Source organism: Streptomyces sp. NBC_01016, from assembly GCF_026341035.1.
Lineage (GTDB): Bacteria > Actinomycetota > Actinomycetes > Streptomycetales > Streptomycetaceae > Streptomyces.
On sequence record NZ_JAPEOQ010000001.1, the window covers coordinates 401,886 to 427,278 of the forward strand.

The window sequence follows — 25,393 nt, forward strand, 5'->3', positions numbered from 1 at the left end:
GCATGAACACCACGAACACCGCCACGGCCCGGCGCACGGCCGTCGTCACCGGCGCGGGCACCGGCATCGGCCGGCGGAGCACGGCGCAGGTGGCGGTGCGGGAGCGGCTGGCGGCGGCGCTGTCGCAGGTGTCCGTCAGGTGTTGACCCAGCGGTTGCGGCTGCCGTCCGAGGCGCACTTGATGATCCGGCCGTTCTCGGCGTGCGTGGTGCTCCCGACGTCGGCGTTGCGGCAGAACTGGCCCGCGCTGTAGCAGTTGCCCGCGCTGGAGACGATCTCGCAGGCCGGGGCGGCCGGAGCCTGCGTCCTGGAGTGCGTGGGGGCGGGCGGCGGGGCCTTGGTCCTGGTGGGCGTCGGGGCCGGGGCCTGCGTCTTGGTGCGGGTCGGGGTGGGCGTCGGGGTCGGGGTCGCCGAGTGCGTCGGCTTCGGTGTCGCACTCGGCGTCGCGCTGTGCGTGGCGGACGGCCGCGGCGAGGACGTGACCGGGGCGGGCGTCGTCGTGGACGCGGCGGGACGCACCGACCGCGAGTCGGCGACGTCATCGGTCTTCGGGGACGTACCGGCGCCGAAGACGCCCACGGCGACCATCAGGGCGACCGCGGCTCCGGCGACGGCCGCCAACGACCCGCCCAGCGACGGCTGTTGGACCATCCGCGTGCGCGGCGTGCGCAGTCCGGCGAGGACGGCCCCGCCGAGGGCGAGAACGACGGCCACGACCGCTCCGGCGCCACCGGTGCCGATCACCACGGCCACCACCGCGCCGACGAACGCGACGGCGGCGAGCCCCGCGTCCCCCGCCGAGCGCCGGCGCAGCGCGGTCCACGCGAAGGGCAGCCAGGCGAGCAGGCCGAAGCTGAGCACGGCTATGAGGGCCCGTCCGGCGCATCGGGCGCCGAAGTTCGCAAGGGGCTCGCCGCCCCGGGGAGCAGCCGGCGGGGCTGGTGTGTACGACATGCGCATCCCGTATGTGATGGAAATGTGAAGGATCGGGGGAGAAAGATAGCGCATGCACGGACCGCGGCGGCCCGGAACGCGGAAGACGGTGGTGGGCCCGGACCCCCGCAAGGGTCCGGGCCCACCACCGTCGCCGCTGAGACTCCAGGTGCTACGAACCCAGGATCGTCGTCAGGAACTCCCCGACCCACGCCAGCAGTTCCCGGCCGACCACCGGCTTGCCGCCCATCTTCTTCGGCTTCGGGCGCGGCACGAGGAGCTGGTGGGTGGCCGACTTGATGACCGTGCCGGGGTAGAGGCGCTTGAGGCGGAGTTCCTGGGACTCCCGCAGCTCCACCGGCGCGAAGCGGATGTTGTTGCCCTGGAGCACGATCTCGCCGACCCCGCAGGCCCGCGCCAGCATCCGCAGGCCCGCCACGAGCAGCAGGTTCTCCACCGGTTCCGGCAGCTTGCCGTAGCGGTCGACGAGTTCCTCGCGGACCTGCTTGACGTCGTCCTCCGTGTTCGCGGAGGCGATGGCGCGGTAGGCCTGGAGGCGCAGGCGCTCGCCGGGCGCGTAGTCGTGCGGGACGTGCGCGTCGACCGGGAGCTCGATCTTGACCTCCAGCGGCGGCTCCTCCTCGACGCCGCCTTCGAGCGAGGCGCGGTAGTCCGCGACCGCCTCGCCCACCATGCGTACGTACAGGTCGAAGCCGACGCCCGCGATGTGCCCGGACTGCTCGCCGCCGAGCAGGTTTCCGGCGCCGCGGATCTCCAGGTCCTTCATCGCGACGTACATGCCCGCGCCCATCTCCGTGTGCTGGGCGATGGTGGCGAGGCGTTCGTGCGCGGTCTCCGTCAGGGGCTTCTCGGGCGGGTAGAGGAAGTAGGAGTAGCCGCGCTCGCGGCCTCGGCCCACGCGGCCGCGCAGCTGGTGGAGCTGGCTCAGGCCGAAGTTGTCGCCGCGCTCCACGATCAGCGTGTTCGCGTTGGAGATGTCGATGCCGGACTCGACGATCGTCGTCGAGACGAGGACGTCGAACTTCTTCTCCCAGAAGTCCACGACGACCTGTTCCAGGGCCTGTTCGGACATCTGGCCGTGCGCCGTCGCGATCCGCGCCTCCGGCACGATCGCCCGGAGCCTGGCCGCCGCCCTGTCGATGGACTCGACCCGGTTGTGGATGTAGAAGACCTGGCCCTCGCGGAGCAGTTCGCGGCGGATCGCGGCGCCGATCTGCTTCTCCTCGTACGGGCCGACGAAGGTCAGGACCGGGTGGCGCTCCTCCGGCGGCGTCGTGATCGTCGACATCTCGCGGATGCCGGTGACCGCCATTTCGAGCGTACGGGGGATGGGGGTCGCCGACATCGTCAGCACGTCGACGTTGGCCCGCAGCTTCTTCAGCTGCTCCTTGTGCTCGACACCGAAGCGCTGCTCCTCGTCGACGATGACGAGGCCCAGGTCCTTGAACTTGGTCTCGGAGGAGAACAGGCGGTGCGTGCCGATGACGATGTCGACCGAGCCGTCCCGCAGTCCTTCGAGCGTCGCCTTCGACTCGGTCTCCGTCTGGAAGCGGCTCAACGCCTTGACGCTGACGGGGAATTGGCCGTACCGCTCGGTGAACGTGCCGAAGTGCTGCTGCACGAGGAGGGTCGTCGGTACGAGGACCGCGACCTGCTTGCCGTCCTGGACCGCCTTGAACGCGGCGCGGACCGCGATCTCCGTCTTGCCGTAGCCGACGTCGCCACAGATCAGCCGGTCCATCGGGACCGTCTTCTCCATGTCCTCCTTGACCTCGGCGATCGTGGTCAGCTGGTCGGGCGTCTCCACGTACGGGAACGCGTCCTCCAGCTCCCGCTGCCAGGGGGTGTCCGAGCCGAAGGCGTGGCCGGGCGCCGCCATGCGCGCGCTGTACAGCTTGATCAGGTCGGCGGCGATCTCCTTGACCGCCTTCTTCGCCTTCGCCTTCGTCTTCGTCCAGTCGGCGCCGCCCAGGCGGTGCAGCGTCGGGGCCTCACCACCCACGTACTTGGTGATCTGCTCCAGCTGGTCCGTGGGGATGTAGAGGCGGTCGCCGGGCTGGCCGCGCTTGGCGGGCGCGTACTCGACGACGAGGTACTCGCGGGTCGCGCCCTGCACCGTGCGCTGCACCATCTCGATGTAGCGGCCCACACCGTGCGCCTCGTGCACGATGTAGTCGCCGGATTCGAGGGTGAGCGGGTCGATCGTCTTGCGGCGCCGCGCGGGCATGCGGGCGCCTTCCTTGCCTGCGGCCCGCTGCCCGGTGAGATCGGTCTCGGTGAGGACGGCGAGCTTCAACCCCGGGTCCACGAAGCCGAATTCGAGGCTGCCGCAGGACACCTGGACGACGGACGGGGCGAGTTCGCCGAGGTCCTTCTCCAGGCGGGCCGCGATGCCCTCGCCGCCGAGCACCTCGACGGTGCGGGCCGCGGGGCCGTGGCCCTCGGTGACGTAGACCGCGCGCCACCCGTCGGCGAGCCAGCCCTTGGTGTCGGCGAGCGCGCGGGCGGTGTCACCGCGGTACGTCTCCGGAGCGTGCATGCCGAGCTGAAGGGTGTCCGCCTCCCCGTCCACGGTGTCCGCCGCGAACGGGGACACCGACCACCACATCATCCCGAGCTCGCGCGCCCGGTCCCGGACGTCCGCGATGGCCCACAGGGACGCCGCCCCTACGTCGATGGGGGCCTTGCCGCCGGTGGCGGATGCGGCCCACGACGCCTGGAGGAATTCCTGGCTGGTGGCTACGAGGTCGGCGGCCCGGGTCCGTACGCGCTCGGGGTCGCAGACCATGGCCATCGATCCGGCCGGCAGCACGTCGAGCAGCAGCTCCATGTCGTCGACGAGGACGGGGGCGAGGGACTCCATGCCCTCGACGGCGATCCCCTCGGCGATCTTGCCGAGCAGTTCGCCCAGCTCAGGGTGCTGCTCTGCGAGGTCCGCCGCGCGGGCGCGGACGTCGGCGGTGAGCAGCAGCTCGCGGCAGGGCGGGGCCCACAGGCCGTGCTCGGCGATTTCGAGGGAGCGCTGGTCGGCGACCTTGAAGTACCGGATCTCCTCGATGTCGTCGCCCCAGAACTCGACACGGAGGGGGTGCTCCTCGGTCGGCGGGAAGACGTCGAGGATGCCGCCGCGCACGGCGAACTCGCCGCGCTTCTCCACGAGTTCGACCCGGGCGTACGCCGCCGCGGCCAGCGCCTGGACGGTCTCCTCCAGGTCGGCGCTCTGCCCGCTGCGCAGGGCCACGGGCTCCAGGTCGCCGAGGCCCTTGACCTGCGGCTGCAGCACGGAGCGGATGGGCGCGACGACGACGGAGACCGGGCCCGTCTCCGGGTCGTCGGAGGTGGGGTGGGCGAGGCGGCGCAGCACGGCGAGGCGGCGGCCGACGGTGTCCGACCTCGGGCTGAGCCGCTCGTGCGGCAGCGTCTCCCACGACGGGTACTCGACGATGCCGCTCTCCGGCAGCAGCGAGCGCAGCGCGCCGGCCAGGTCCTCGGCCTCGCGCCCGGTGGCGGTCACCGCCAGGACGGGGCGCTTCGCCTCGCGGGCGAGCGCGGCGATCGCGAAGGGGCGGGACGCGGGTGGGCCCACCAGGTCGACGTGCATCCGGTTGCCGTCCCCCGCGGCCTTCACCGCTTCAGCGAGGGCCGCGTCCTTGACGACGGCGTCGAGCAGTCCGTGCAGGCTCATGGAGAAGATCCGTCCCGGGTCAGTGGGCAACGCGAAGGGCCCGACACGTGGTACGGGCCGGGGGTTCCAGCGTACGTCGTCCTCCGGGGGCTCACCCGTTTGAACGTTTCCGGCTACCCGGGGTTGCGGACTCGGGGCTCTGCCCCGGACCCCGCGCCTCAAACGCCGGCGGGGCTGAAAAGATCGGGGCTCCGCCCCGGACCCCGCTGCTCAAGCGCCGCAGGGGCTTGAATGGCCCAGCCGCCCAAAGGCCCCCGCGGATGAAGTTCCGCGGGGGCAGGAGGCCGGACGGCTATTCCGTCGCGATTGCGTTCAGGACGTTCATGCGGCCTGCCCTGAAGGCCGGGATCAGGGCCGCGAAGAGGCCCACGAAGGCGGAGGCGATGAAGACCGCGATGATCGTCGGCCAGGGGATCTCCAGGACGCCGAGGCCCTCCAGGGCGAGCAGCTTCTGTGCGGTGGCGCCCCAGCCCATGCCGAGCCCGAGGCCGAGGAGTGCGCCGAAGACGGCGATGACCACCGATTCCAGGCGGATCATGCGGCGCAGCTGGCGGCGCGAGAGGCCGATGGCCCGCATCAGGCCGATCTCGCGGGTTCGCTCGACCACCGAGAGGGCCAGCGTGTTCACGACGCCGAGCACCGCCACGATGATCGCGAGCGCGAGCAGCCCGTAGATCATGTTCAGGAGCTGGCCTATCTGGTCCTTCAGCGTCTGCTTGTAGTCGGTCTGGTCCTTGACCTTGACGGTCGGGTCGGCGGCGACGGAGGCCTTGAGTGCCTTGTACGCCTGGTCGGCCTTGCCGGGCTCCGCCTTCGCGAACATCATCCCGTTCAGCGGCACCCGGTCCGCCGGCAGGTATCGCGTGGCCGTCGCGACGTTCGTGTACATCGCGCCCTTGTCGAAGACCGTGTCCTCGTCCGAGGTGATCGCCGCGACCTTGAGCCTGGCGGTCCGCCCGTGGTCGAAGGCGACGGTCATCGTGTCACCGGCCTTGATGTGGTGGCGCTCGGCGAACTCCGAGCCGACCGACATCGCGTTCTTCCCGTACGCCGCCGAGAGCTGCCCGGAGGTCATGTCGCGCCGCAGGTCCTCGGCGTAGCTCGGGCTCGCCGCGGAGATCTCCTCCTTCTCCTTGGCGCCGGAGGGGGTGGTCAGTGTCGCCTTGACGAACTTGACCTCGGTGACATGGGAGACGCTCCCGCCCTTCTGGACCTTCTTCATGGCCGCGGCGGCCTGCGGTGTGATGTCGCCGTTGCTCGGCTCGACGATGAAGTCCGCGCCGACCGACTTGTCGAGCTGGTCGGTCGCCGAGGCCACCATCGAGGAGCCGACGACGGAGAGGCAGGCGACGAGCGCGAGGCCGATCATCAGGGCCGCGCCCGTGGCGCCGGTGCGGCGCGGGTTGCGCAGCGCGTTGCGCTCGGCCATGCGGCCCACCGAGCCGAACATCCTCAGCAGCACGGCGCTGATGGCGCGGACCACGATGCCGGCGAGCAGCGGGCCGATGACGACGAAACCGATGAGCGAGGCGACGATCCCCGCGCCGAGGAACAGCGAGCCCTCGCTCGCCTTGTCGGCCTGCGCGGCGAGGTACAGCGCGTACCCGCCGCCGCCCGTGAGGACGAGGCCGATGACTGCGCGTACGGCCCCCGCCTTGACGTCGGCCGGGGTGCCCGCGTCGCGCAGCGCGGCCATCGGGGAGACCTTGCCCGCGCGGCGGGCCGGCAGATACGCGGCGAGGACGGTGACGACGATGCCGAGCAGCAGGCCGATCGCCGGGGTCGTCCACTTCACGGTGAGGTCGCCGGTGGACAGCTCCATGCCCATGGACGACATGAGCTTCATCAGGCCGACGGCCAGGCCCACGCCCGCGCCGACGCCGACCACCGAGCCGACGACGCCGAGCAGCAGCGCCTCGACCAGCACCGAGCGGTTGACCTGCTTGCGCGAGGAGCCGAGGGCGCGCATCAGGCCGATCTCGCGGGTGCGCTGGGCGACCAGCATCGAGAACGTGTTGATGATCAGGAAGATGCCGACGAGGAAGGCGATGCCGGCGAAGCCGAGCAGGGCGTACTTGATGACGTCCATGAAGGAGCCGACGTCCGCGGCGTTGGCATCCGCGGTCTCCTGCTGGGTCTGGATCTTGTACGCGCCGCCGGTGCCGAGAGCCGCGGCGACGTCCTTCTTGAGCTGCGTGTCACTGACGCCGCTGTCCGCGGCGACGTTGATCTGGGTGAACTGCCCGGTCTTTCCAATGAGTTCACGCTGGGAGGTCGCGGTGTCGAAGTAGACGACGGCCGCGCCGGGGTTGGTCACCTTGAAGGCGGCGATGCCGGTGATCTTCGCCTTGAAGTCGCCGGTGGCGGCGATGGTGCGCAGCTCGTCGCCCAGCTTCAGGTGGTGCTTGTCCGCCGTGTCGGAGTCGACCATGACCTCGGTGGGGCCGCGCGGCGAGTGCCCGGTGGTGATCTCCATGGACCGCAGGTCGTTGTGCGTCCAGTTGCCCGCGATGGTCGGTGCGCCGGTGGTGGACCCCATGTTCTTGTTGTCGGAGTTCACCACGGTCACGTTCATCGAACTGACCGCGCCCTCGGCCGACTTGACGCCCTCGGACTTCTTCACGGCCGCGAGCGCGGACGCGGGCAGCGACTCGGGCCGCCCGGTGTCGCTGCCCTCGGTCCCGGAGCCCTTGGGGCTGACGGTGACGTCGGACGCGGTGGCGCTGAAGAGCTTGTCGAAGGTCTTGTCCATCGTGCCGGTGAACACGAGGGTTCCCGTGACGAAGGCGACCGAGAGCAGCACGGCGACCGCCGAGAGGGCCATCCGGCCCTTGTGCGCGACGAAGTTGCGCAGCGAGGTCTTCATGACCGTGTTGGCACTCATGATGTGCGACCTCGGGCGTCGAAGTCCTTCATGCGGTCGAGGACGGCCTCGGCGGTCGGGCGCGCCATCTCGTCGACGATGCGGCCGTCGGCGAGGTAGAGGACGCGGTCCGCGTACGAGGCGGCCACCGGGTCGTGCGTGACCATCACGATCGTCTGGCCCAGCTCGTCGACGGAGCGGCGCAGGAAGCCGAGGACCTCGGCGCCGGCGCGCGAGTCGAGGTTTCCGGTCGGCTCGTCACCGAAGATGATCGACGGCCGGGAGGCCAACGCCCGGGCCACGGCGACCCGTTGCTGCTGTCCGCCGGAGAGCTGCGTGGGCCGGTGCTTCAGGCGGTCGGCGAGCCCCACGGTCTCGACGACCTGGCGCAGCCACGCGGCGTCCGGCTTGCGGCCCGCTATGTCCATCGGGAGCGTGATGTTCTCGACCGCGTTCAGCGTCGGCAGCAGGTTGAACGCCTGGAAGATGAAGCCGATGCGGTCCCGGCGCAGCTTGGTGAGCTTCTTGTCCTTGAGGCCGGTGATCTCGGTCTCGTCGAGGAAGATCTGCCCGGACGTGACCGTGTCCAGGCCCGCCAGGCAGTGCATCAGCGTCGACTTACCGGAGCCCGAAGGGCCCATGATCGCGGTGAACCGGCCGCGGGCGATGTCCACGTCGACATGGTCGAGCGCGACGACTCGGGTCTCCCCCGTCCCGTACGCCTTCACGAGCTGAAGCGCCCGCGCGGCGACGGCCGAACTCTGTCCAGTGTCCCTGTACCCGGGAATGGTTGCAGCCGTAGTCACGGTAAGTCTCCTAAGTCGGTCACGCCTCGGATGCGTGGGATCAACGCCTTGTGCGGCCAAGTCTGGTGGAGCGGGGTACCCCGGCGCGTTGTGGAAAAGCCCCGTCTTTTCCGGGGGAAAACCCCACCACCCAAACGCTACGAACCCCCCTGCGCCCGCTCGTCCTCCATCGGGACGAACCGCCCCTGGCCCCTTGTACGGAGGTCCCCTTAGGGGAGGTCCACCCCTCGGTGGACGTCTACTCAGGGGCGCCTCCACCCGCATAAGCTCCTGACGTAGATACGTGCAGGGGGAACACATGCAGGGGACCACCGACCGACGCCGCGGAGCCGTCGTCGCCGCGCTGATGCTGAGCATGGCGCTCGCCGCGCTCGACACGACCATCGTCTCGACCGCGGTGCCGCAGATCGTCGGCGACCTCGGCGGCTTCTCCGTCTTTTCCTGGCTGTTCTCGGGCTATCTGCTCGCGGTCACCGTCACCCTCCCCGTGTACGGGAAGCTGTCGGACACCTTCGGCCGCAAGCCCGTGCTGATCGCGGGCAGCGTGCTGTTCCTGGTCGGCTCGCTGCTGTGCGCGTCCGCGTGGAACATGGGCGCCCTGATCGCCTTCCGGGTGGTGCAGGGCCTGGGCGGCGGCGCGATCCAGGGCACCGTGCAGACCCTGGCGGCCGACCTCTACCCCCTGAAGGAACGCCCCAAGATCCAGGCCAAGTTGTCGACCGTGTGGGCCACTTCGTCGGTCCTCGGCCCGGCGCTCGGCGGGCTGCTCGCCTCGTTCGCGGGCTGGCGCTGGATCTTCCTGATCAACCTGCCGGTCGGCGCCGTCGCGCTCTTCCTCCTCGTACGGCACCTGCACGAACCCCGGGCGGACCGGGAGAACGCGGCGCGGCCGCGGATCGACTGGGCGGGCGCGCTCGCGGTGTTCGCGGCCGGCGGGGCGCTGCTGACCTGGCTGGTGCAGGGCGGGGTCGCGTGGGCGTGGGGGTCGGTCCCCTCGATCGCCTTGCTCTGTACGGGAGTTGCGCTCATCGGCGCCGTCTTCCTGATCGAGCGGCGGGTGGCCGAGCCGATCCTGCCGGGCTGGGTGTGGCGGCGGCGCACCATCGCGGCGGTCAACCTGGCGCTCGGCGCGATGGGCCTGCTGATGGTGGCGCCGACCGCGTTCCTGCCGACGTACGCACAGTCCGTCCTCGGCCTGTCCCCCACGGCCGCCGGCTTCGTGCTCTCCGTCATGACGCTGAGCTGGCCGGTCTCGGCGGCCCTGAGCCAGCACGTGTACCGCAGGATCGGCTTCCGGGACACGGCCGCGATCGGGATGGCGGGGGCGCTGGTGCTGCTCGCCGCGTTCCCGCTGCTGCTGCCGTATCCGGGTGAGGTCTGGCAGCCCACGCTGCTCAGCCTGCTGCTCGGCGCGGCCCTCGGTCTCTTCCAGCTCCCGCTCATCGTCGGCGTGCAGTCCACGGTCGGCTGGGCGGAGCGCGGCACCGCCACCGCGTCGGTCCTCTTCTACCGGCAGATCGGGCAGACGGTCGGCGCCGCCGCTTTCGGAGCGGTCGCCAACGGGGTGATCGCGGGGCGCCTCGGCTCCGGCGCCGACCTCGACGCGGTGGCGCGCGACTCGGGCGCCGACGAGGTGCGCCGGGCGATCGACGCGGCGGTCGACTCGGTGTACGTCGGCGCGGCCTGCGCCGCCGGAGTCGCCCTGCTCGTTCTCCTGACGCTGGCCCCGCGGCGCTTTCCCGTCCTGGAATCGGAGGCTCCCGATCCCGTAGCGGAGAAGAGCGGGCAGGAAAAGTCATCCGCGGCACAACTCCCCCACCAGCAACACTCACCTCACGTACAAGAAAAGTCGCCCGGCACCGACTGATCGTTCACCCAAACGCTCCCCAACTCGTCTACCTACGAGTAACGTTCCGGCTCCCCACACACTCCCTGCGGTCCGCCCAGTCCCCGGCGGACCCGAGCCACGCAAGGAGAACAGGGATGTCGTCCCAGCCGCACCCGTCGCAGCCCTATCCGTTCCAGGCGTACCCCCCTCCCCACACGCGCGCCCCCGCTCACCCCCACTCGCACCGCCTTCCGCGCCATCCCGACGCACCCAGCGGCGAACTGCGCCTGCTGCGCACCGCCTACCGCTGGCAGCGCCGCGTCGCCACCCTCACCGCCCTCGGGTACTTCACGCTGTTCCTGCTGCTCTCCGCGTTCGCACCGGGCCTCATGAACCGCTCGGCCACCGGCGGCCTCTCCACGGGACTGCTCATCGGCCTGTGCCAACTCCCGGTCACCTGCCTGGCGTTGGTCCTGTACGAGTACTCGGCGCGACGCCGCGTGGACCCGCTCGTCCACCGGATCCGCCGTCAGTGCCGCAAGGGCGGGGGCTACGCGCGATGACCACGGGTCCGGCCGTCGCCGCCGCGTCCACCGACGCCATGTCCCTGGTCGCGTTCACCGCGGTGGCGACGATCACGCTGCTGCTGTGCGTCCTGACCGGCCCCGACCGCGACGGCCTCGAGGAGTTCTACACGGGCTTCGGCCGCCTCGGCCCGATCCGCAACGGCCTGGCCATCGCGGGCGACTACATCTCAGCGGCCACCGTCCTCGGCACCGGCGGCATCATCGCGCTGCTCGGCTACGACGGCGTGGTGCTCGCCCTGAGCACGGCGCTCTCCCTGATGCTGCTGATGTTCCTGCTGGCCGAACCACTGCGCAACGCGGGCCGGTTCACGATGGGCGACACGCTGGCGCGGCGAATGCCGGGCCGTTCCGTGCGGATGGCGGCCTGCGCGGCCACGATCGCCGCCCTGATGCCCATCATGCTGGTCCAACTGGCGGGCGCGGGCGACCTGTTGGCGTTCCTGCTCGGCTTCACCAACGAGATCTTCAAAACGGCCGGCGTGATCGCGCTCGGCGCACTCATGATCAGCTACGCGGTGATCGGCGGCATGAAGGGCACCGCCGTCATTCAGATCTTCAAGATCGTGATGCTGCTCGGCTCGGGCCTGGTGATCGCCCTGCTCGTCCTGCGCCGCTTCGACTGGGACCCCGGAACCCTGCTCGCGGCCGCCGCCCGCGGCAGCGGCGCGGGCAACGCCTATCTGAGCTCGGGCCTCCAGTTCACGCACGGCCCCGCACCCCGCCTCGACATGATCACTTCGGAGCTGACGGTGGTCGTCGGCGGGGCCGCGCTGCCCCACGTCACGATGCGCATGTACACGGCCCGGCACGCGCGCGAGGTGCGCCGCTCGATGACCTGGGCGGTGTCCGCGGTCGGCCTGTTCGTCCTGATCATCTCCGTGGTCGCCTTCGGCGCGACGGCGATGCTCGGCAGCCAGGCGATCACGCAGGCGGACCGGCAGGGCAACACGGCCTATCTGCTCGGGGCGCGGGCCGTCTTCGGCGCGACGACGAGCACGGGCGAGTCCCTGCTGTTCACCACCGTCACCACGGCGCTGTTCCTGACGCTGCTCGCCTCGGTCGCGGGCATGATCCTGGCCTGCGCGAACTCCCTCGCGCACGACGTGATCGCGTACAGCAAGCGGGGATTGACGGACCGTTCGGAACTGACCATCGCCCGAATGTCCGCCCTCGGCGTCGGCGCCTTCGCGATCGCCCTGGCCTGCGCGTTCCAGCACCGCAATCTGCAACCACTGATCACGCTCTCGTTCTGCCTGGGCGCCTCCGCCCTCGCACCGGCCCTCGTCTACAGCCTCTTCTGGCGCCGCTACACGCGCGCGGGTCTGCTGTGGACGCTGCTCGGCGGGACGGCGGCCTGCGTCGTCCTGATGACCGGCACCAACCTGGTGTCGGGCTCGCCGACCTCGGCGTTCCCCGGCATGGACTTCAACTGGTTCCCGTTCACGACGACGGGCGTCGTGTCCATCCCGCTGGGCTTCCTGTTCGGCTGGCTCGGCACGGTCCTCACGGACCGGCGCAGGGCCGACACCCAGCGGCAGCAGTACGAGGCCGTGGAGGCGTGGATCCTGGCGGGCTCGGCGACGGCGCCGAGCGAGAGCACGCGGCGCTGAGAGCGCCCCCGGGCGCTACTTCCCGAGCCGCTCCGCCAACTCGGCACGGCGCGTGAGTACGCCGTCCTTCAGCTCCTCCATCTCCCGCAGCGCGTCCCGGCGTTCGCGCTTGGCGAGGCGGTCGATGTAGAGGCGGCCGTACAGGTGGTCCGTCTCGTGCTGGAGGCAGCGGGCGAAGTAGCCGCGGCCCTCGACGACGATCGGGTTGCCGTCCTTGTCCTGGCCGCGCACGACGGCGTGGTCGGCGCGCGCCACCGCCTTGTAGGGGCCCGGCACGGAGAGGCAGCCCTCCATGTCGTCGACGAGCCTGCGCTCCGCCGGCGGCTGCTCGTCGAGCACGGGGTTGCAGATGTGGTCGGTGTGCCGGACACCCCAGTCGTCCTCCATGTCGTAGACGAAGAGCTGGAGGTCCACGTCGACCTGGTTGGCGGCGATGGCCGCGCCGTGCGCGACGTGGTTCGTGGCGAACATGTCGTCGATCAGGCGGTCGAGTTCGGGCGTGCCGAAGAGGGTGTCGGTGACGGGTTCGCAGCGGCGGCGCAGTACGTCCTCGCCCACGATCGTGATGCGCCGGACCGCCCCGCGCTCCACCTCCGGTGGCAGCTGGCCATCACCCATGTCGACTCAACCTTTCGCATCCGCGCACCACTTGACGACCGCCCAACCTTAACGGTGCACTCGTCCGCCCCCACGTCACGGGGCTCCGCCCCGGCCCCCGCGCCTCAAACGCCGGCGGGGCTGGAAATGCCAATCGCCGCCGGGCCGGGTCGCCTCAATCGCCGGCGGGGCTGGAGCATTCAAGCCCCTGCGGCGATTGAGCAGCGGGGTCCGGGGCAGAGCCCCGTGGCGTGGGGACGGGTGGGTGTCACTCCGCCTCGGCGGACGCCTTGCCCGTAAGCGTGGCCAGCGAGGCGCGGACGTGTTCCATGTGGGACCGCATCTCCTCGCGCTCCCCCTCGTGGCCCTCGAGGATCGACTCCGTCTCCCGCTCGATCCGCTCCGCACGCGCACGCGCTTGCGCGAGCAGCTCCGCCGCCGCGGCCTCCGCGTCCTCCTGGCCGTGCCGCGCCTCCTCCTCGGTCTCACCGAGCACCCGCTTCGCCTCCGAAAGGCGTTCCTCGGCCTCGGCGACGGCGCCCGCCTCCCACGCCTCGGACGCGGCCACCTGCTCGGCCGCCTCCCGGTCCGCCTCCTCGATCCGCTCGGCGTGCTCCTTGGCCTGGTCGGCGAGGTTCGCGTCCGTGCGCTCACGCATCTCGCGCAGCGCCGCGAGCGCCTCGCCCCGCATCTCCTTCACGTCGCGCCGCGCGGACACCCGGATGTCGTCGGCCTCGGCCTGCCCGGCCGCGATACGCCGCTGCGCGTACTCCTCCGCCTTGCCGCGCACCTCGTCGGAGTGCGCCTGCGCGTCGTCACGCGCCTCGTCCGCCGCCGCGCGTGCGGCATCGGCCTCGGCCTGCGCGTCGGCCAGCGCGGCGCCACGCACGGCGGTGTCCTCCTCCTCGGCCAGCTCCAGGAGGTACTGGGCCCGCTTGCCGAGCGTCTCGTACGTCTGCGGGGCGAGGTTCGCGACGGCCTCACGCAGCCGCTCGGCCTCCTCCTCCATCTCCTTGGCGAGGACGGTCAGGCGCGCGGCCCGCTCCCAGGCCTCGTCCCGCTCCCCGGAGAGCTTGGCGGCGGCGGCCTCCACCTGCTCGGGCCGATACCCCCGACCCCGTACGCCGACGAAGCCGTACTGCGACGACTCCGCTCCACCCGCACCGCTCATCTGGATCCCCTCTCCGGCAAGGCACCGACCGGCACCGGCAAGCCCGATCTACGACATTTTGCGCGATTGGCGCATATCTTGATGGAACAACCCGAGGCGGCCACATTCCGACACACGTGACGCCCAGGTCGACCCACTCGGTCCAGGATGCGTCAATTGCCGTCGAAAGTCGGAATCGCCTTGTCCTCGCGCAGTGCGGTGAAGAGCTGATCGGCCTCGCTCTCGTTCCACATCACCACGTCCCCGACCCCCGAAACATCGGGCTCACTGCCCACAGGAACGGTCGTCGTCGAGGCCGGATCGGACATCTTCACGCCCATGTTCGCCAGCGCGCCGACCCCGGTGTCCTTGTCGACGGTCAGCGCGTCGAGCGAGGCGCTCATGAACGGGATCAGCCTCCACGGCGGAACCAGCACCCGCAGGCTGAGCGCCTTGTGGGCGATCGCGTCCACCAGGTCTTGCTGCCGCTTGACCCGGCCCAGGTCGCCGGTCGGGTCGGAGTAGCGGGCACGCGCGTACTGCAGGGCCTGCGTGCCGTTCATCGTCTGGCAGCCCGCGTCGAAGTCGGCGCCCGACTTCTCGTCGTGCAGGCCGCCGTCGGCCACACAGATCTCGACCCCGCCGAGCGAGTCGACGACATCGACGAGACCCAGGAAGCTGACCTCCGCGTAGTGGTCCATGCGCAGCCCCGTCGACTGCTCCACGGTCTGCGTGAGCAGCTTCGCGCCGCCCACCGAGTACGCGTAGTTGATCTTGTTCTTGCCGTACCCCGGGATCGAGACGTACGAGTCGCGCGGGATCGAGACGAGATACGGGCCGTTGTCCCCGTAGTGCAGCACCATGATCGTGTCGGTGCGATTGCCCTCGTCGTTGCCGACGTGCAGGTCCTTGCGCTGTTCGGGCGTCAGGTTCTCCCGCGAGTCCGAACCGACCAGCAGCCAGTTCGTGCCCGCGCCCGCGGCCGGACGGCCGTCGTAGTCGCTGAACGCGTCCGTGGTCTGCAGCCGCGAACCCGCCCAGAAATACAGGCCGATGCCGTACGCGGCGAGCACCACGAGGACGACGAGCAGGGTCAGTCCGACCCGCCGGGGCCAGCGCCGCCGCGGCCGCGTCGCCCGCACCGTCGTCGGCTCACTCCACTCAGCTGCCATGTGCGCATGATCGGGGCGCCCGGCCCGTCGCGCAGGTCGAGCGCCCCGTCACCGCCGTACGCGGCCGCCTACAGCAGCCCGTCCCACATCTGCTCCAGCAGCACCGACCACCAGGTCTCGGGCGAGCCGAGCGCCGCGGAGTCGATCGCGCTCAGCTCCGCCTGGAAGTCGACGGTCCAGCGGCCCGCCTGCTCCTGGTTGAGCCCGAAGCGCAGCCGCCACATCCGGCCCAGCAGGGCGATGGAGCGGGCGAACTCCGGCAGCCCGCTGTTCACGAACTGCGGCGGGGCCGGGGCGCCGTCGGGCCCCGCCTCCACCGGCACGGCCACGATGTTCGCCGTCCCGTACTGCACGCACAGCGCCTTGCCGAAGTCGCTGCCCATCACGAGGTACGAGCCCGCGTCCGACGCCGCCTGCACGCCACGCTCCTGCGCCAGCTCGGCGAGCGTCGGCACGGGGCGGCCCGGCTGGGCCTGCGCCCAGAAGAACGGCCCGAAGTCGGACGGAAGACCCGCGACGACGAGCGTGTGCGCCACGGTGTCAGGGACGCCCTGCCGCGACACGGCCCGCTGGTCGAACCGGAACACACCGGGGCCGAACGCCGCCGCCAGCTCCTGCGCGATCGCCTCCGGCGGGACCGGGGGCGCGGGGTGCGCGGGCTGCAGCGGGGCGCGCACCGGGGCCGGGCGCGCCGGGCCGTCGGCGACCTGGTGCAGCTCGCCCTGGTGCGCGAGGAGCTGCTGCATGCCCTGTTGACGGCTCGCGTGATCGGTGCCGTACGGCGCGATCGACGTGATCCGCGCCTGCGGCCACTGCTCCTGGATCATGCGCGAGCAGTACGCGCCGGGCAGCGAGCAGGACTCGAGCTCCGTGTGGAGTTCGAGAACCTGGTCCGGCGGCACGCTCATGCCGCGCAGCTCGTGGAAGATCTGCCACTCCGGGTGCGGCGTCCCCGGCGCGGACCGCCGGATGAGCTGCTGCTCGGACCCGTCGGGCGCGCGGTACCGCAGCACGGCCTGATAGCCGGGCCCCACGGTCGGCTGCCCCGCCGGCTGGGCGGGCTGCTGACGCTGCTGCGGCTGCGGATACCCGTACGCCGCCGGGGGCGCGCCCGGAATCTGCTGACCGGGAGCGGGCGGGGGCATGGGGCCGGGGCCGGGGCCCTGCGGGGCGGGGCCCGAGAGCATCGTGGCGGCGTGGTGCACGCCCTCGCCGGGAGCACCGGGAGCGCCGGGGGGCGGGGGCGGAGTCGACGGGTCGGGGCCCTGCGGGCCGGGGCCCGAGAGCATCGTCGCGGCGTGGTGCACGCCCTCGCCGGGAGCACCAGGGGCTCCGGGAGGCGGAGGCGGGGCCTGCCCCACGGGGCCGCCGGGAGGCGGACCCGAGAGCATCGTCGCGGCATGATGCACGCCCTCGCCGGGAGCACCGGGAGCACCGGGAGGCGGGGGCGGGCCGGGCTCTCCGGGCGTCTGCGGCGGCCCGTCCGGGCCGGGCGGCGGCATCATCTGCGTAGGGACGTAGCCACCCGCCGGGGCACCGGGCGGTCCCGGCGGCGGCGGAGTCTGCGCGCCGCCACCCCGCGGGGGCTCGGCCTTGCTGGTCGCGGCGTTCGCGATGTCACCGGCACCGGGCGGCAGCGGCCGACCGCCGGCGTCGCGGGCCCCGGGACCGTCCTGCGGGTAACCGTACGAAGCCCCCGGAGGCGGCGGCCCGGGAACCGCGGTCCCCGGAGCGGGCGGCGGGAACGAGGCCCCGGCCGCGCCCTGCGGATAGCCATAGGAATCGGCCCGCTCGGCGGAAGCGGGAGCTACGGGCGGCACCGACGGAGGCTGCCCACCCGCGTCGGGCGCACCCTGCGGGAAGCCGTACGAGGCCGTGGGGGCAGGCGGCGCCGACGGAGGCTGGGAGCCCGCATCAGGCGCGGCCTGCGGGAAACCGTACGAGGGAGCCGGAGCAGGCGGAGCCGACGGAGGCTGGGAGCCCGTGTCAGACGCCGCCGGCGGGAAACCGTACGAAGGGGCCGGAGCAGGCGGAGCCGAGGGGGGCTGCGCACCCGCGTCGGACGCAGCCGGCGGGAAACCGTACGAAGAAGCGGGCGGAGCCGACAGAGGCTGGGAGCCCGTGTCGGACGCGGCCGGCGGGAAGCCGTACGAGGGAGCCGGAGCAGGCGGAGCCGACGGAGGCTGGGAGCCCGTGTCGGACGCAGCCGGCGGGAAGCCGTACGAGGGAGCCGACGGGGGGTGCGCACCCGCGTCGGGCGCGGCCTGCTGGTTGGCGTACGTCACAGGGACGTCCGACGGAGGCGGCGGAGGGGGCGGCGGGATGGGGCCCACGATGCGGGCCGTCTGCGCGTCCGGCGTGACACCGGGCGGCGGCGCGTCCTCGGCGAGCGGCGGCGAGAACACCGTGTCGGGCAGCGGAACCGAACGGTCCTCCTCGTCGCCCATCCCGTTCGTGTCCGTACCGGCCCACGGCGTCGCATCGGCCGGGACCGGGACCGGGGGCACGGCGTCCTGCGGCTCGGCGTCGACCCGCGCAGGAACCGCATCCGCGGGCGTCGCGTCGGCCGGAGCCGAAGCCGCGGCCTTCGCCAGGCCCGGCGCAGCCGAAGCCACCGGCTCGGCCGGCGCGTCCGAACGCCGGTCCGCCTCCTCCTGCAACCACTCCGGAGGAGTCAGCAGGAACGACGTCTGGTTCAGGTCCACCCGCTCCGGCGACCGCGGAGCCGACGGCTCGGCCGGCGCGTCCGGCAGCCCGTACTCCTCCTCGTACCGCCGGATCACCTCACCCACCGGCAGCGAGGGCCACAGCGAGGCGTCCCCACTGTCCCGCGCGATCACCAGGCGCTGGCGCCCGCCGTCGGACACCGGACCGGCCTCCCGGTCCTCCGCCCACACGACGAAGCCCAGCTCGAACTCCCGCACCCGCACCTCTCGGTGCTGATACGCGGGCATCTCCCCGTTGATCCATTCCTCGGCGCGCTCCTGCGCCTGCGCGAACGTCACCATCGCAAGCTCACTCCCCACCGGCGACCGGAACGGCACGCGCGAAGCCGCCGTCCACCATCAGATTCGCCACCGTCTCCAACTCCGGCGGACTGCCCGCGAGTCGGGACAGAAAACCGTCGAAGTCCGCACCGCAGGGCAGCAGCAGCCGCTCCACCCGCTCGGCCACCGGCAGCACCGCCGTCTCGCCGCTGTCCCGCGCGTCGTCGTACGCGCAGAACCACACGGAGCCGACCGCGTCGCCCCGCACCTGCACGGCGAGCAACCCGCCCTGCACGAACGCGACACCCAGATAGTCCTTCGTCAGGTGATCGCGCAGACACTTGTTGACATACACCAGGTCGTTCACGGCCGCCTCGTCGCGCACCGTGAAGAACGGCTGGTCGACCAGGAGGCCCAACTCGGCGTCCAGGCCCGTCCCGACGGGCGCACAACCGCCGCCCGCCTTCAGGAACGAGCGGTACGCCCCCGGCAGCCGCAACCCCAAGTCCTCTTCCGCGGAGAGCACTTGGCTCTCCGACACCGCGACCCCGGACTTCGGGAGACCGAAGTGCACGGGCCGCGTGTCCTGCAACGGCCGCGTGCCACGCTTGTGCTGGTCCACCGGCGCCGTCGCCAGACCACCGTGGTGTCGAAGGAGCGCCTTCACCTCGACCGGAACCAGTTCGAGGCGCCGCGAGCCGCGCGCGTGGTGCCACGTCCAGCCGTGCGGCGTCGCCACCGGCGGGATCATGTCCCACAGTTCGTGCCCGGACGCGGCGAGCGCCGCGTTCGCCGACACGTAGTCCGTCAGCCGCAACTCGTCGACACCGAAGCCCTGCGGCGGATCCGCGATCTCCGCAACGGCACGGGCATACGGGGAGAAATCCGGGAAACCGTCATCATCCACGCGAACTCCGCGCGGATGACGGGCAGCGCGGACCGGGTCCGGGAAGTGCACGACCTGCCCGGCATAAGCCGCGTTCGGCGGCGCGGCCTGCTGCCCGAGCCGACCTGTCGTCATGGCTGTTGCCCCCTGCGGCGCTGGTGACGGTTGCGGATCTGTCCCGGTGCTGTCCCGGGTCTGTTCCGGACCTGCTCCTGATCCGTACGAATCAAACGACAGCCTATGCGGTTGTGCGACACCGGTCACCGGGCCTCCGGTTCCATGACCAGCAGTCACCTGAGCATCACCACCACGTGACGATCGGGCGTGACAGGGCCGAGATCGGGGTCCGGCTTCCGCACCCGCGGGCCCGTTTGGCAGTCTGTGCAGGCAACCAGGGGGATTGCAGTGGGGAACTGCAGGAGGGGAAACAACAGATGCGCAGCGGTACCGCAGAGGAAACTGCACCCGCGGACGAGCAGCCCGGCGACGACCCGCGCGTCGGCTGGAGCGCCACCGACGCCGGCGCCGTACCCACCCTTGGCGTGCGCCGGGACGGCATACTCCCCACCGTCGCCGCCGCCCTCTCCGTGCGCGGCACCACCCTCACCGCGACGGCGGCCCGCGGCGAAAAGGCCCCGTCCCTGCACCCGTTGGTCCAGGACTTCCTGGATACGTTGACCAGCGCGCAGCGCGACCGCTTCACGGGGCGCTGCGCCGAGGCCATCCTCGTCTCCCGGCACCTCACGGCGAGCGACACCGAGCGCGCGGAGAAGTCGAAGCGGGCCCGCCGCCGGCCCATGACCGTCGGAGAGGCCCGCAAGGCCCTCAAGCAGTCCAAGCTCACCACCCGGCGCATCCGCGAGGACGGGGACCCGCTGCACGGCGGCTTCGCCCGACCCTGCCGCGCCTGTACGGCGCTGACGGCCCACTTCGGCGTCCACGTAGTGGCCCCCGAAACGGACAACACCCCGCACGACGACAACGAGGCCGCGCACTGATGCCCCACCCCACCTCCCAGGACGCCCGCTTCTCCGACCTGGTCGACGCCACATTGCGGGTCGCCGGATGGCAGCCGGGCCGCTGGGACATCAAGCAGGCGGAGTTCTGGGCGGACGCGCTACGTACGCACGTCTCCCCCGCCGGCCACCGCCACTCGGTCTTCCCCGCGGCGGTCGAGGCCTGGGCGGAATTCGGCGGCCTCCACCTCACACCCACGGGCCCCGGCCGGCACATCGCCCCCGCCCAGCCGCACCTGGACCCCCTCCACGGCCTCCACGCGGCCCGCACCCTCGGCGACCTCGGCCGCGCCCTCGACACGGAACTCGCGCCGCTGGGGGCGGAGTCGGGCACGGAGGCGTTGCTGGCGATCGACACGGAGGGCCGCATCTTCGCCCTCGACCACAGCGGCGACTGGTACCTGGGCCCCGACATAGACGAGGCCCTCTCGACCCTGATCACGGGCCTCCAGCCTCCACGCCTGTCCCCTCCGGGGTGACCGGGCCGGGTTGCCGACCCCGTGCGGGGTAACCGGGCCGGGTTGCCTACCTCCGCAGGGGTAACCGGGCCTGGCCGCCGACCTCCTCCGGGGTAACCGGACCTGCCCGCCAACCTCCGCCTAGGTAACCGGGCCTGGCCGCCCGCAGCGGGACGCTCTCGGGCGGCGACGCGCCCTTGGGCACCAACGGTCCGCCGGGCAACGTGGCACGCACGCCTGTAGCCGCACCCCGCCCATCTCCCACCCGCCCGCCCCCTCCGGGGGCTCCGGCCCAGCGGGGTTCGACCCAGAGGGGCCCGGCACCCCGGGTGGCGACCGGTACCGCGCAACGCGGGCGTGGGGCCAGCCCCGACTCCGCCCCCTACAACACCGCCGGCAGCACCGCCGATACCCGGAAGCCGCCCGCGTCCGTCGGGCCCGACACGAACACGCCGCCGAGCCCGGCGACACGTTCCTTCATGCCCACCAAACCGTTTCCTCCGGACGGCAGCCCCGCCGACGCGGCAGCGCCCGGCTCCGGTGGCGGCTCGTTCTCCACCTGCATCGCCACTTCCGCGCCCCGATGCGCGAGCCGGACGTACGTCTTCGCGCCCGCCGCGTGCTTGTGCACGTTCGTCAGCGCCTCCTGGACGACCCGGTAGGCCGTCTGCTCCACCGCCGCCGCGTACCCCCGCGACTCCCCCTCCACGGACACCTCGACGACCATCCCGGCCTCCCGCGACTGCCCGACCAGATCCTCCAGCTCGGCGAGCCACGGCCCGGCCTCCACCTCCGCCTCGGCCCGGGAGGCCGCCGCCGCGGCGGCCACCCCCACCGCCTCCAACGGCATCCGGTCCGCCCGCCGCGGCACCGGCTCCCCGGCCCGCAGCACCCCCAACATCTCCCGCAGCTCGGTGAGCGCCTGCCGCCCCATGTCCCCGACCAGCGCCGCGTTCTTCACGGCCTTCTCGGGGTCCTTCCGCGCGACCGCCTGCAACGCCGCCGCGTGCACCACCATCAACGACACCCGGTGCGCCACCACGTCGTGCATCTCCCGCGCGATCCGGGTCCGCTCCTCGCCCCGCGCCCACTCGGCACGCTCCTCGGCCCGCTCGGCGAGCAGCCCCAACTCCCGCTCCAGCGACTCGTTGCGCTCCTGCAGCGAATCCATCAGCCGGCGCCGCGCACCCACGTAGAGCCCGAGCAGCAACGGCGGAGCCGTCACCCCGAGCGCCGTGGTGATCGCGAGGAACGGCACGACCCAGTTGGCCACCTGGAACGTGTCCGCGTGCGCCGCGGAGTCCTGCTGCACCCGCACCACCGACACGATCAACGTGCCCAGGAACGACATGCCCGCGAGCGCCCCGATGATCCGCCGCGGCACCTCCGACGCCGCAAGCGAGTACAGCCCGACGACCGTCAGCATCACGCCCATCTGCGCCGGGGTCACCGCCACCGAGATCAGCACGACGGCGATCGGCCACTGCCGCCGCAGCACGAGCGTCGAGCCGGTCAGCACCCCGAAAAGGATCCCCACCCAGACCGGCAGCCCGGCCTTGTGCGCGAACGGCACCCCTTCCACGGCACACTCCACCGCGGACGCCACCGCCAGCACCACATCCAGCGCGGCAGCCCTGCGCCGCGCCCACCACCACGGCCCCCCGGCCGCGGCTCGGTGAACTTCCCCCGCTGTGGTCATGCCCTCCAGACTACGGGCGCCGGGTGCCCGATTTCCGGCGAGTTTTACGCAGTGGTCTCCACCACCCCGCTCCTGCCCGCACCGGAGGAGCAGCGCGCGCGTATGAACGCCGACTTGGCACGGCCGCCCGGCCATCCGCGTCCCGCGAGCAGCCGACATGTACCGTCGCATCGAAGGCTCTTGGTACGGCATAGTGTTGGGAGCCCGACCGACAGCCTGACGTAATGTCCGGTTTAGGTAGAAGCATTCCCCCGTGGTGTAATTGGCAGCACTGTGGCTTTTGGTGCCATCTGTCCGGGTTCAAGTCCTGGCGGGGGAGCTCTAGGCGGTTGCGGGGCCCGATCGAAACGGTCGGGCCCCGCCCCCATGCCCGGCCCAAAACGCCCCGGTATCCTGCGGATGTCCACCCCACAACGCATCCGACGCCGAAGGGCCCACCCGTGAGCAGCGCCAACACCCCGGCAGCCGTCGTCGTACTCGCAGCGGGTGAGGGCACCCGTATGAAGTCGGCCACCCCTAAAGTCCTGCACGAACTCTGCGGCCGCTCACTGGTCGGCCATGTCCTCGCCGCCTCCCGTGAGTTGAACCCCCAGCAGCTCGTCGTGGTCGTCGGCCACGAGCGGGAGAAGGTCGCCGCGCACGTGGGCGCGGTCGACGCCGAGGCCCGCACCGCCGTACAGGCCGAGCAGAACGGCACGGGGCACGCCGTACGGATGGGGCTCGAAGGGCTGACCGGCGGGAGCGCGGACCTCGACGGCACCGTCGTCGTGGTCTGCGGCGACACCCCGCTACTCACCGGCGGGACGCTCCAGGCCCTGTCCGCCACGCACGCCGCCGACGGCAACGCCGTGACCGTGCTGACCGCCGAGGTCCCCGACGCCACCGGCTACGGCCGGATCGTCCGGGACAACGTCTCGGGCGCCGTCACCGCGATCGTCGAGCACAAGGACGCGACCGAGGCGCAGCGCGCGATCAGTGAGATCAACTCGGGTGTGTTCGCGTTCGACGGGCGGCTGCTCGTCGAGGCGCTGAAGCAGGTGCGGACCGACAACTCCCAGGGTGAGGAGTACCTCACCGATGTGCTCGGGATTCTGCGGGAGGCCGGGCACCGGGTCGGTGCGTCCGTGGCGCGCGATCACCGTGAGATCGCCGGGATCAACAACCGGGTGCAGTTGGCCGAGGCCCGCCGCACTCTCAATGACCGGCTCCTTGAGCAGGCGATGCTCGCGGGTGTGACGGTCGTCGACCCGGCCAGCACCTTCGTAGATGTCGCCGTGACCTTCGAGCGGGACGCCACCGTTCTGCCGGGCACTCAGCTGCTGGGCGCCTCGCATCTCGCCGAGGGCTCCGTGGTCGGTCCCAACTCCCGTCTCACGGACACCCGCGTGGGTGCGGGGGCCCGGGTCGACAACACGGTCGCGTACAGCTCGGAGGTGGGTCCGGAGGCGTCCGTCGGTCCGTTCGCGTATCTGCGGCCCGGTACCCGGCTCGGTCTGAAGTCGAAGATCGGGACGTTCGTCGAGGCGAAGAACTCGTCGATCGGTGAGGGCACGAAGGTGCCGCATCTTTCGTACGTGGGTGACGCGACGATCGGCGATCACACCAACATCGGTGCCGCGAGTGTCTTCGTGAACTATGACGGGGAGAGCAAGCATCACTCCGTCGTCGGGTCCCACTGCAAGACCGGTTCGGACAACATGTTTGTGGCTCCTGTCACTATCGGGGACGGTGCGTACACCGCCGCCGGGTCCGTGATCACGAAGGATGTGCCGGCCGGCTCGTTGGCCGTGGCGCGGGGCCAGCAAAGGAATATCGAGGGTTGGGTGGCCCGAAAGCGACCGGGGAGCTCGGCTGCCAAGGCGGCGGAGGCGGCTTCCAGGAATCCGGAAACCGCGGACTGACGTGGTCTGACCGGAAACAGGTGCGCCCGACACGGCGTACCGTGATAGGTGCTCACGATTCGCCTGGCTCGCTGCTAATGGGACGCGCGGGCAGCTGCGGCGGACGAACTCGTCTGAGGAGACTAGTGCTGTGACCGGGATCAAGACGCAGGGCGAGAAGAAGTTGATGCTCTTCTCTGGCCGCGCCCACCCCGAGCTTGCCGAGGAGGTCGCGCACCAGCTCGGTGTCGGGATCGTCCCGACCAAGGCGTTCGACTTCGCCAACGGCGAGATCTACGTCCGCTACCAGGAGTCCGCTCGCGGTGCCGACTGCTTCCTGATCCAGAGCCACACGGCTCCGATCAATAAGTGGATCATGGAGCAGTTGATCATGATCGACGCGCTGAAGCGTGCGTCGGCCCGCTCCATCACTGTCATCGTGCCGTTCTACGGTTACGCGCGGCAGGACAAGAAGCACCGTGGACGTGAACCCATCTCGGCGCGCCTGGTCGCGGACCTGATGAAGACCGCCGGTGCCGACCGCATTCTGACGGTCGACCTGCACACGGACCAGATCCAGGGCTTCTTCGACGGCCCGGTGGACCACCTGTTCGCGCTGCCGATCCTGGCGGACTACGTGGGCGCGAAGGTCGACCGCAACAAGCTGACGGTGGTCTCCCCCGACGCCGGCCGCGTGCGCGTCGCCGACCGCTGGTGCGACCGCCTCGGCGCCCCGCTGGCGATCGTCCACAAGCGCCGCGACAAGGACATCGCCAACCAGGTCACCGTGCACGAGGTCGTCGGTGACGTGAAGGGCCGCGTCTGCGTGCTCGTCGACGACATGATCGACACCGGTGGCACGATCTGCGCCGCCGCCGACGCCCTGTTCGCGCACGGTGCGGAGGACGTCATCGTGACGGCGACGCACGGTGTGCTCTCCGGCCCGGCCGCGGACCGCCTGAAGAACTCGAAGGTGAGCGAGTTCGTCTTCACGGACACGCTGCCGACGCCGGGCGAGCTGGAGCTCGACAAGATCACGGTGCTTTCGATCGCGCCGACGATCGCCTCCGCGGTGCGCGAGGTCTTCGAGGACGGCTCGGTGACCAGCCTCTTCGAGGGCGAGGCCTGATCTCGTAGCGGATCTCCTCACTGAAGATCCATTTGGGTGCGGCCTCCCCCGCCGGGTAAACTGCTGAAGTTGCTCGGCGAGGGAGG

At 71.5% G+C, this 25,393-nt stretch carries 18 protein-coding genes and 1 tRNA gene; 9 read left to right on the forward strand and 10 right to left on the reverse strand.

The features are described 5' to 3' along the window. The first annotated feature begins 2 nt into the window (after window positions 1-2). Window positions 3-146 carry a hypothetical protein gene (locus tag OG746_RS01965; protein ID WP_266711032.1) on the forward strand — a complete coding sequence of 48 codons (144 nt, stop codon included), beginning with the start codon at window positions 3-5 and terminating at the stop codon, window positions 144-146. Here the strand turns inward: OG746_RS01965 and OG746_RS01970 are convergent. From OG746_RS01970 to OG746_RS01985, 4 genes are all read right to left on the reverse strand, one after another. Then, complete coding sequence (locus OG746_RS01970; protein WP_266711033.1) at window positions 136-954, reverse strand: hypothetical protein; 819 nt, start codon at window positions 952-954, stop codon at window positions 136-138. The two genes, OG746_RS01965 and OG746_RS01970, sit on opposite strands and share 11 nt — an antisense overlap. Window positions 955-1,105: 151 nt before the next feature. After that, entirely contained in the window at window positions 1,106-4,639 is a 3,534-nt protein-coding gene (gene mfd, locus OG746_RS01975; RefSeq protein WP_266711034.1) for a transcription-repair coupling factor, read from the reverse strand. Window positions 4,640-4,931: 292 nt separating this feature from the next. After that, window positions 4,932-7,523, reverse strand: a complete 2,592-nt coding sequence (locus OG746_RS01980) for an ABC transporter permease (RefSeq protein ID WP_266711035.1) — start codon at window positions 7,521-7,523, stop codon at window positions 4,932-4,934. Next, a complete protein-coding gene (locus OG746_RS01985) occupies window positions 7,520-8,308 on the reverse strand; it encodes an ABC transporter ATP-binding protein (protein WP_266711036.1) in 789 nt (262 codons plus the stop codon). The genes OG746_RS01980 and OG746_RS01985 overlap by 4 nt, the downstream gene beginning before the upstream one ends. 298 nt (window positions 8,309-8,606) lie before the next feature. Between OG746_RS01985 and OG746_RS01990 the strand changes: the two genes are divergently transcribed. From OG746_RS01990 to OG746_RS02000, 3 genes are all read left to right on the forward strand, one after another. Beyond that, window positions 8,607-10,175, forward strand: a complete 1,569-nt coding sequence (locus OG746_RS01990) for an MFS transporter (protein ID WP_266711037.1) — start codon at window positions 8,607-8,609, stop codon at window positions 10,173-10,175. Between the two features lie 116 nt (window positions 10,176-10,291). Next, a complete protein-coding gene (locus OG746_RS01995; RefSeq protein WP_266711038.1) occupies window positions 10,292-10,699 on the forward strand; it encodes a DUF485 domain-containing protein in 408 nt (135 codons plus the stop codon). After that, window positions 10,696-12,333: a sodium/solute symporter gene (locus tag OG746_RS02000; RefSeq protein WP_266711039.1), complete on the forward strand. Its 1,638-nt coding sequence runs from the start codon at window positions 10,696-10,698 to the stop codon at window positions 12,331-12,333. Before OG746_RS01995 ends, OG746_RS02000 begins: the two co-directional genes overlap by 4 nt. 15 nt (window positions 12,334-12,348) lie before the next feature. Here OG746_RS02000 and def read toward each other — a convergent pair whose 3' ends face one another. From def to OG746_RS02025, 5 genes are all read right to left on the reverse strand, one after another. Next, a complete protein-coding gene (gene def / locus OG746_RS02005) occupies window positions 12,349-12,951 on the reverse strand; it encodes a peptide deformylase (RefSeq protein WP_266711040.1) in 603 nt (200 codons plus the stop codon). 247 nt (window positions 12,952-13,198) lie between these two features. Further along, the gene (locus tag OG746_RS02010; protein WP_266711041.1) at window positions 13,199-14,101 is read right to left on the reverse strand and encodes a cellulose-binding protein; all 903 of its coding nucleotides are present in this window, start codon (window positions 14,099-14,101) and stop codon (window positions 13,199-13,201) included. Window positions 14,102-14,253: 152 nt separating this feature from the next. Further along, entirely contained in the window at window positions 14,254-15,252 is a 999-nt protein-coding gene (locus OG746_RS02015) for an LCP family protein (protein WP_266711042.1), read from the reverse strand. A 68-nt stretch (window positions 15,253-15,320) separates the two neighbouring features. Next, window positions 15,321-18,260, reverse strand: coding sequence for an SUKH-4 family immunity protein (locus OG746_RS02020; RefSeq protein WP_266711043.1), 2,940 nt, complete (start codon window positions 18,258-18,260; stop codon window positions 15,321-15,323). 7 nt (window positions 18,261-18,267) lie between these two features. Next, window positions 18,268-19,260, reverse strand: a complete 993-nt coding sequence (locus tag OG746_RS02025; protein ID WP_266711044.1) for an HNH endonuclease — start codon at window positions 19,258-19,260, stop codon at window positions 18,268-18,270. A 299-nt stretch (window positions 19,261-19,559) separates the two neighbouring features. On the opposite strand from OG746_RS02025, the gene OG746_RS02030 reads away from it, so the two are divergent. Then, the gene (locus OG746_RS02030; RefSeq protein ID WP_266711045.1) at window positions 19,560-20,123 is read left to right on the forward strand and encodes a YwqJ-related putative deaminase; all 564 of its coding nucleotides are present in this window, start codon (window positions 19,560-19,562) and stop codon (window positions 20,121-20,123) included. Then, window positions 20,123-20,620, forward strand: coding sequence for an SUKH-3 domain-containing protein (locus OG746_RS02035; protein WP_266711046.1), 498 nt, complete (start codon window positions 20,123-20,125; stop codon window positions 20,618-20,620). The genes OG746_RS02030 and OG746_RS02035 overlap by 1 nt, the downstream gene beginning before the upstream one ends. A gap of 361 nt (window positions 20,621-20,981) precedes the next feature. Here the strand turns inward: OG746_RS02035 and OG746_RS02040 are convergent, their stop codons facing one another. Then, window positions 20,982-22,298: a sensor histidine kinase gene (locus tag OG746_RS02040; protein WP_266711047.1), complete on the reverse strand. Its 1,317-nt coding sequence runs from the start codon at window positions 22,296-22,298 to the stop codon at window positions 20,982-20,984. Between the two features lie 247 nt (window positions 22,299-22,545). Between OG746_RS02040 and OG746_RS02045 the strand changes: the two genes are divergently transcribed. The 3 genes from OG746_RS02045 to OG746_RS02055 all read left to right on the forward strand — a co-directional run bounded on the left by OG746_RS02045 (window position 22,546) and on the right by OG746_RS02055 (window position 25,307). Further along, a tRNA-Gln gene (locus OG746_RS02045) sits at window positions 22,546-22,617 on the forward strand. 121 nt (window positions 22,618-22,738) lie between these two features. Beyond that, window positions 22,739-24,199: a bifunctional UDP-N-acetylglucosamine diphosphorylase/glucosamine-1-phosphate N-acetyltransferase GlmU gene (gene glmU / locus OG746_RS02050; RefSeq protein ID WP_323179536.1), complete on the forward strand. Its 1,461-nt coding sequence runs from the start codon at window positions 22,739-22,741 to the stop codon at window positions 24,197-24,199. Between the two features lie 130 nt (window positions 24,200-24,329). Continuing rightward, the gene (locus OG746_RS02055; RefSeq protein ID WP_266711048.1) at window positions 24,330-25,307 is read left to right on the forward strand and encodes a ribose-phosphate diphosphokinase; all 978 of its coding nucleotides are present in this window, start codon (window positions 24,330-24,332) and stop codon (window positions 25,305-25,307) included. Window positions 25,308-25,393: the final 86 nt, after the last annotated feature.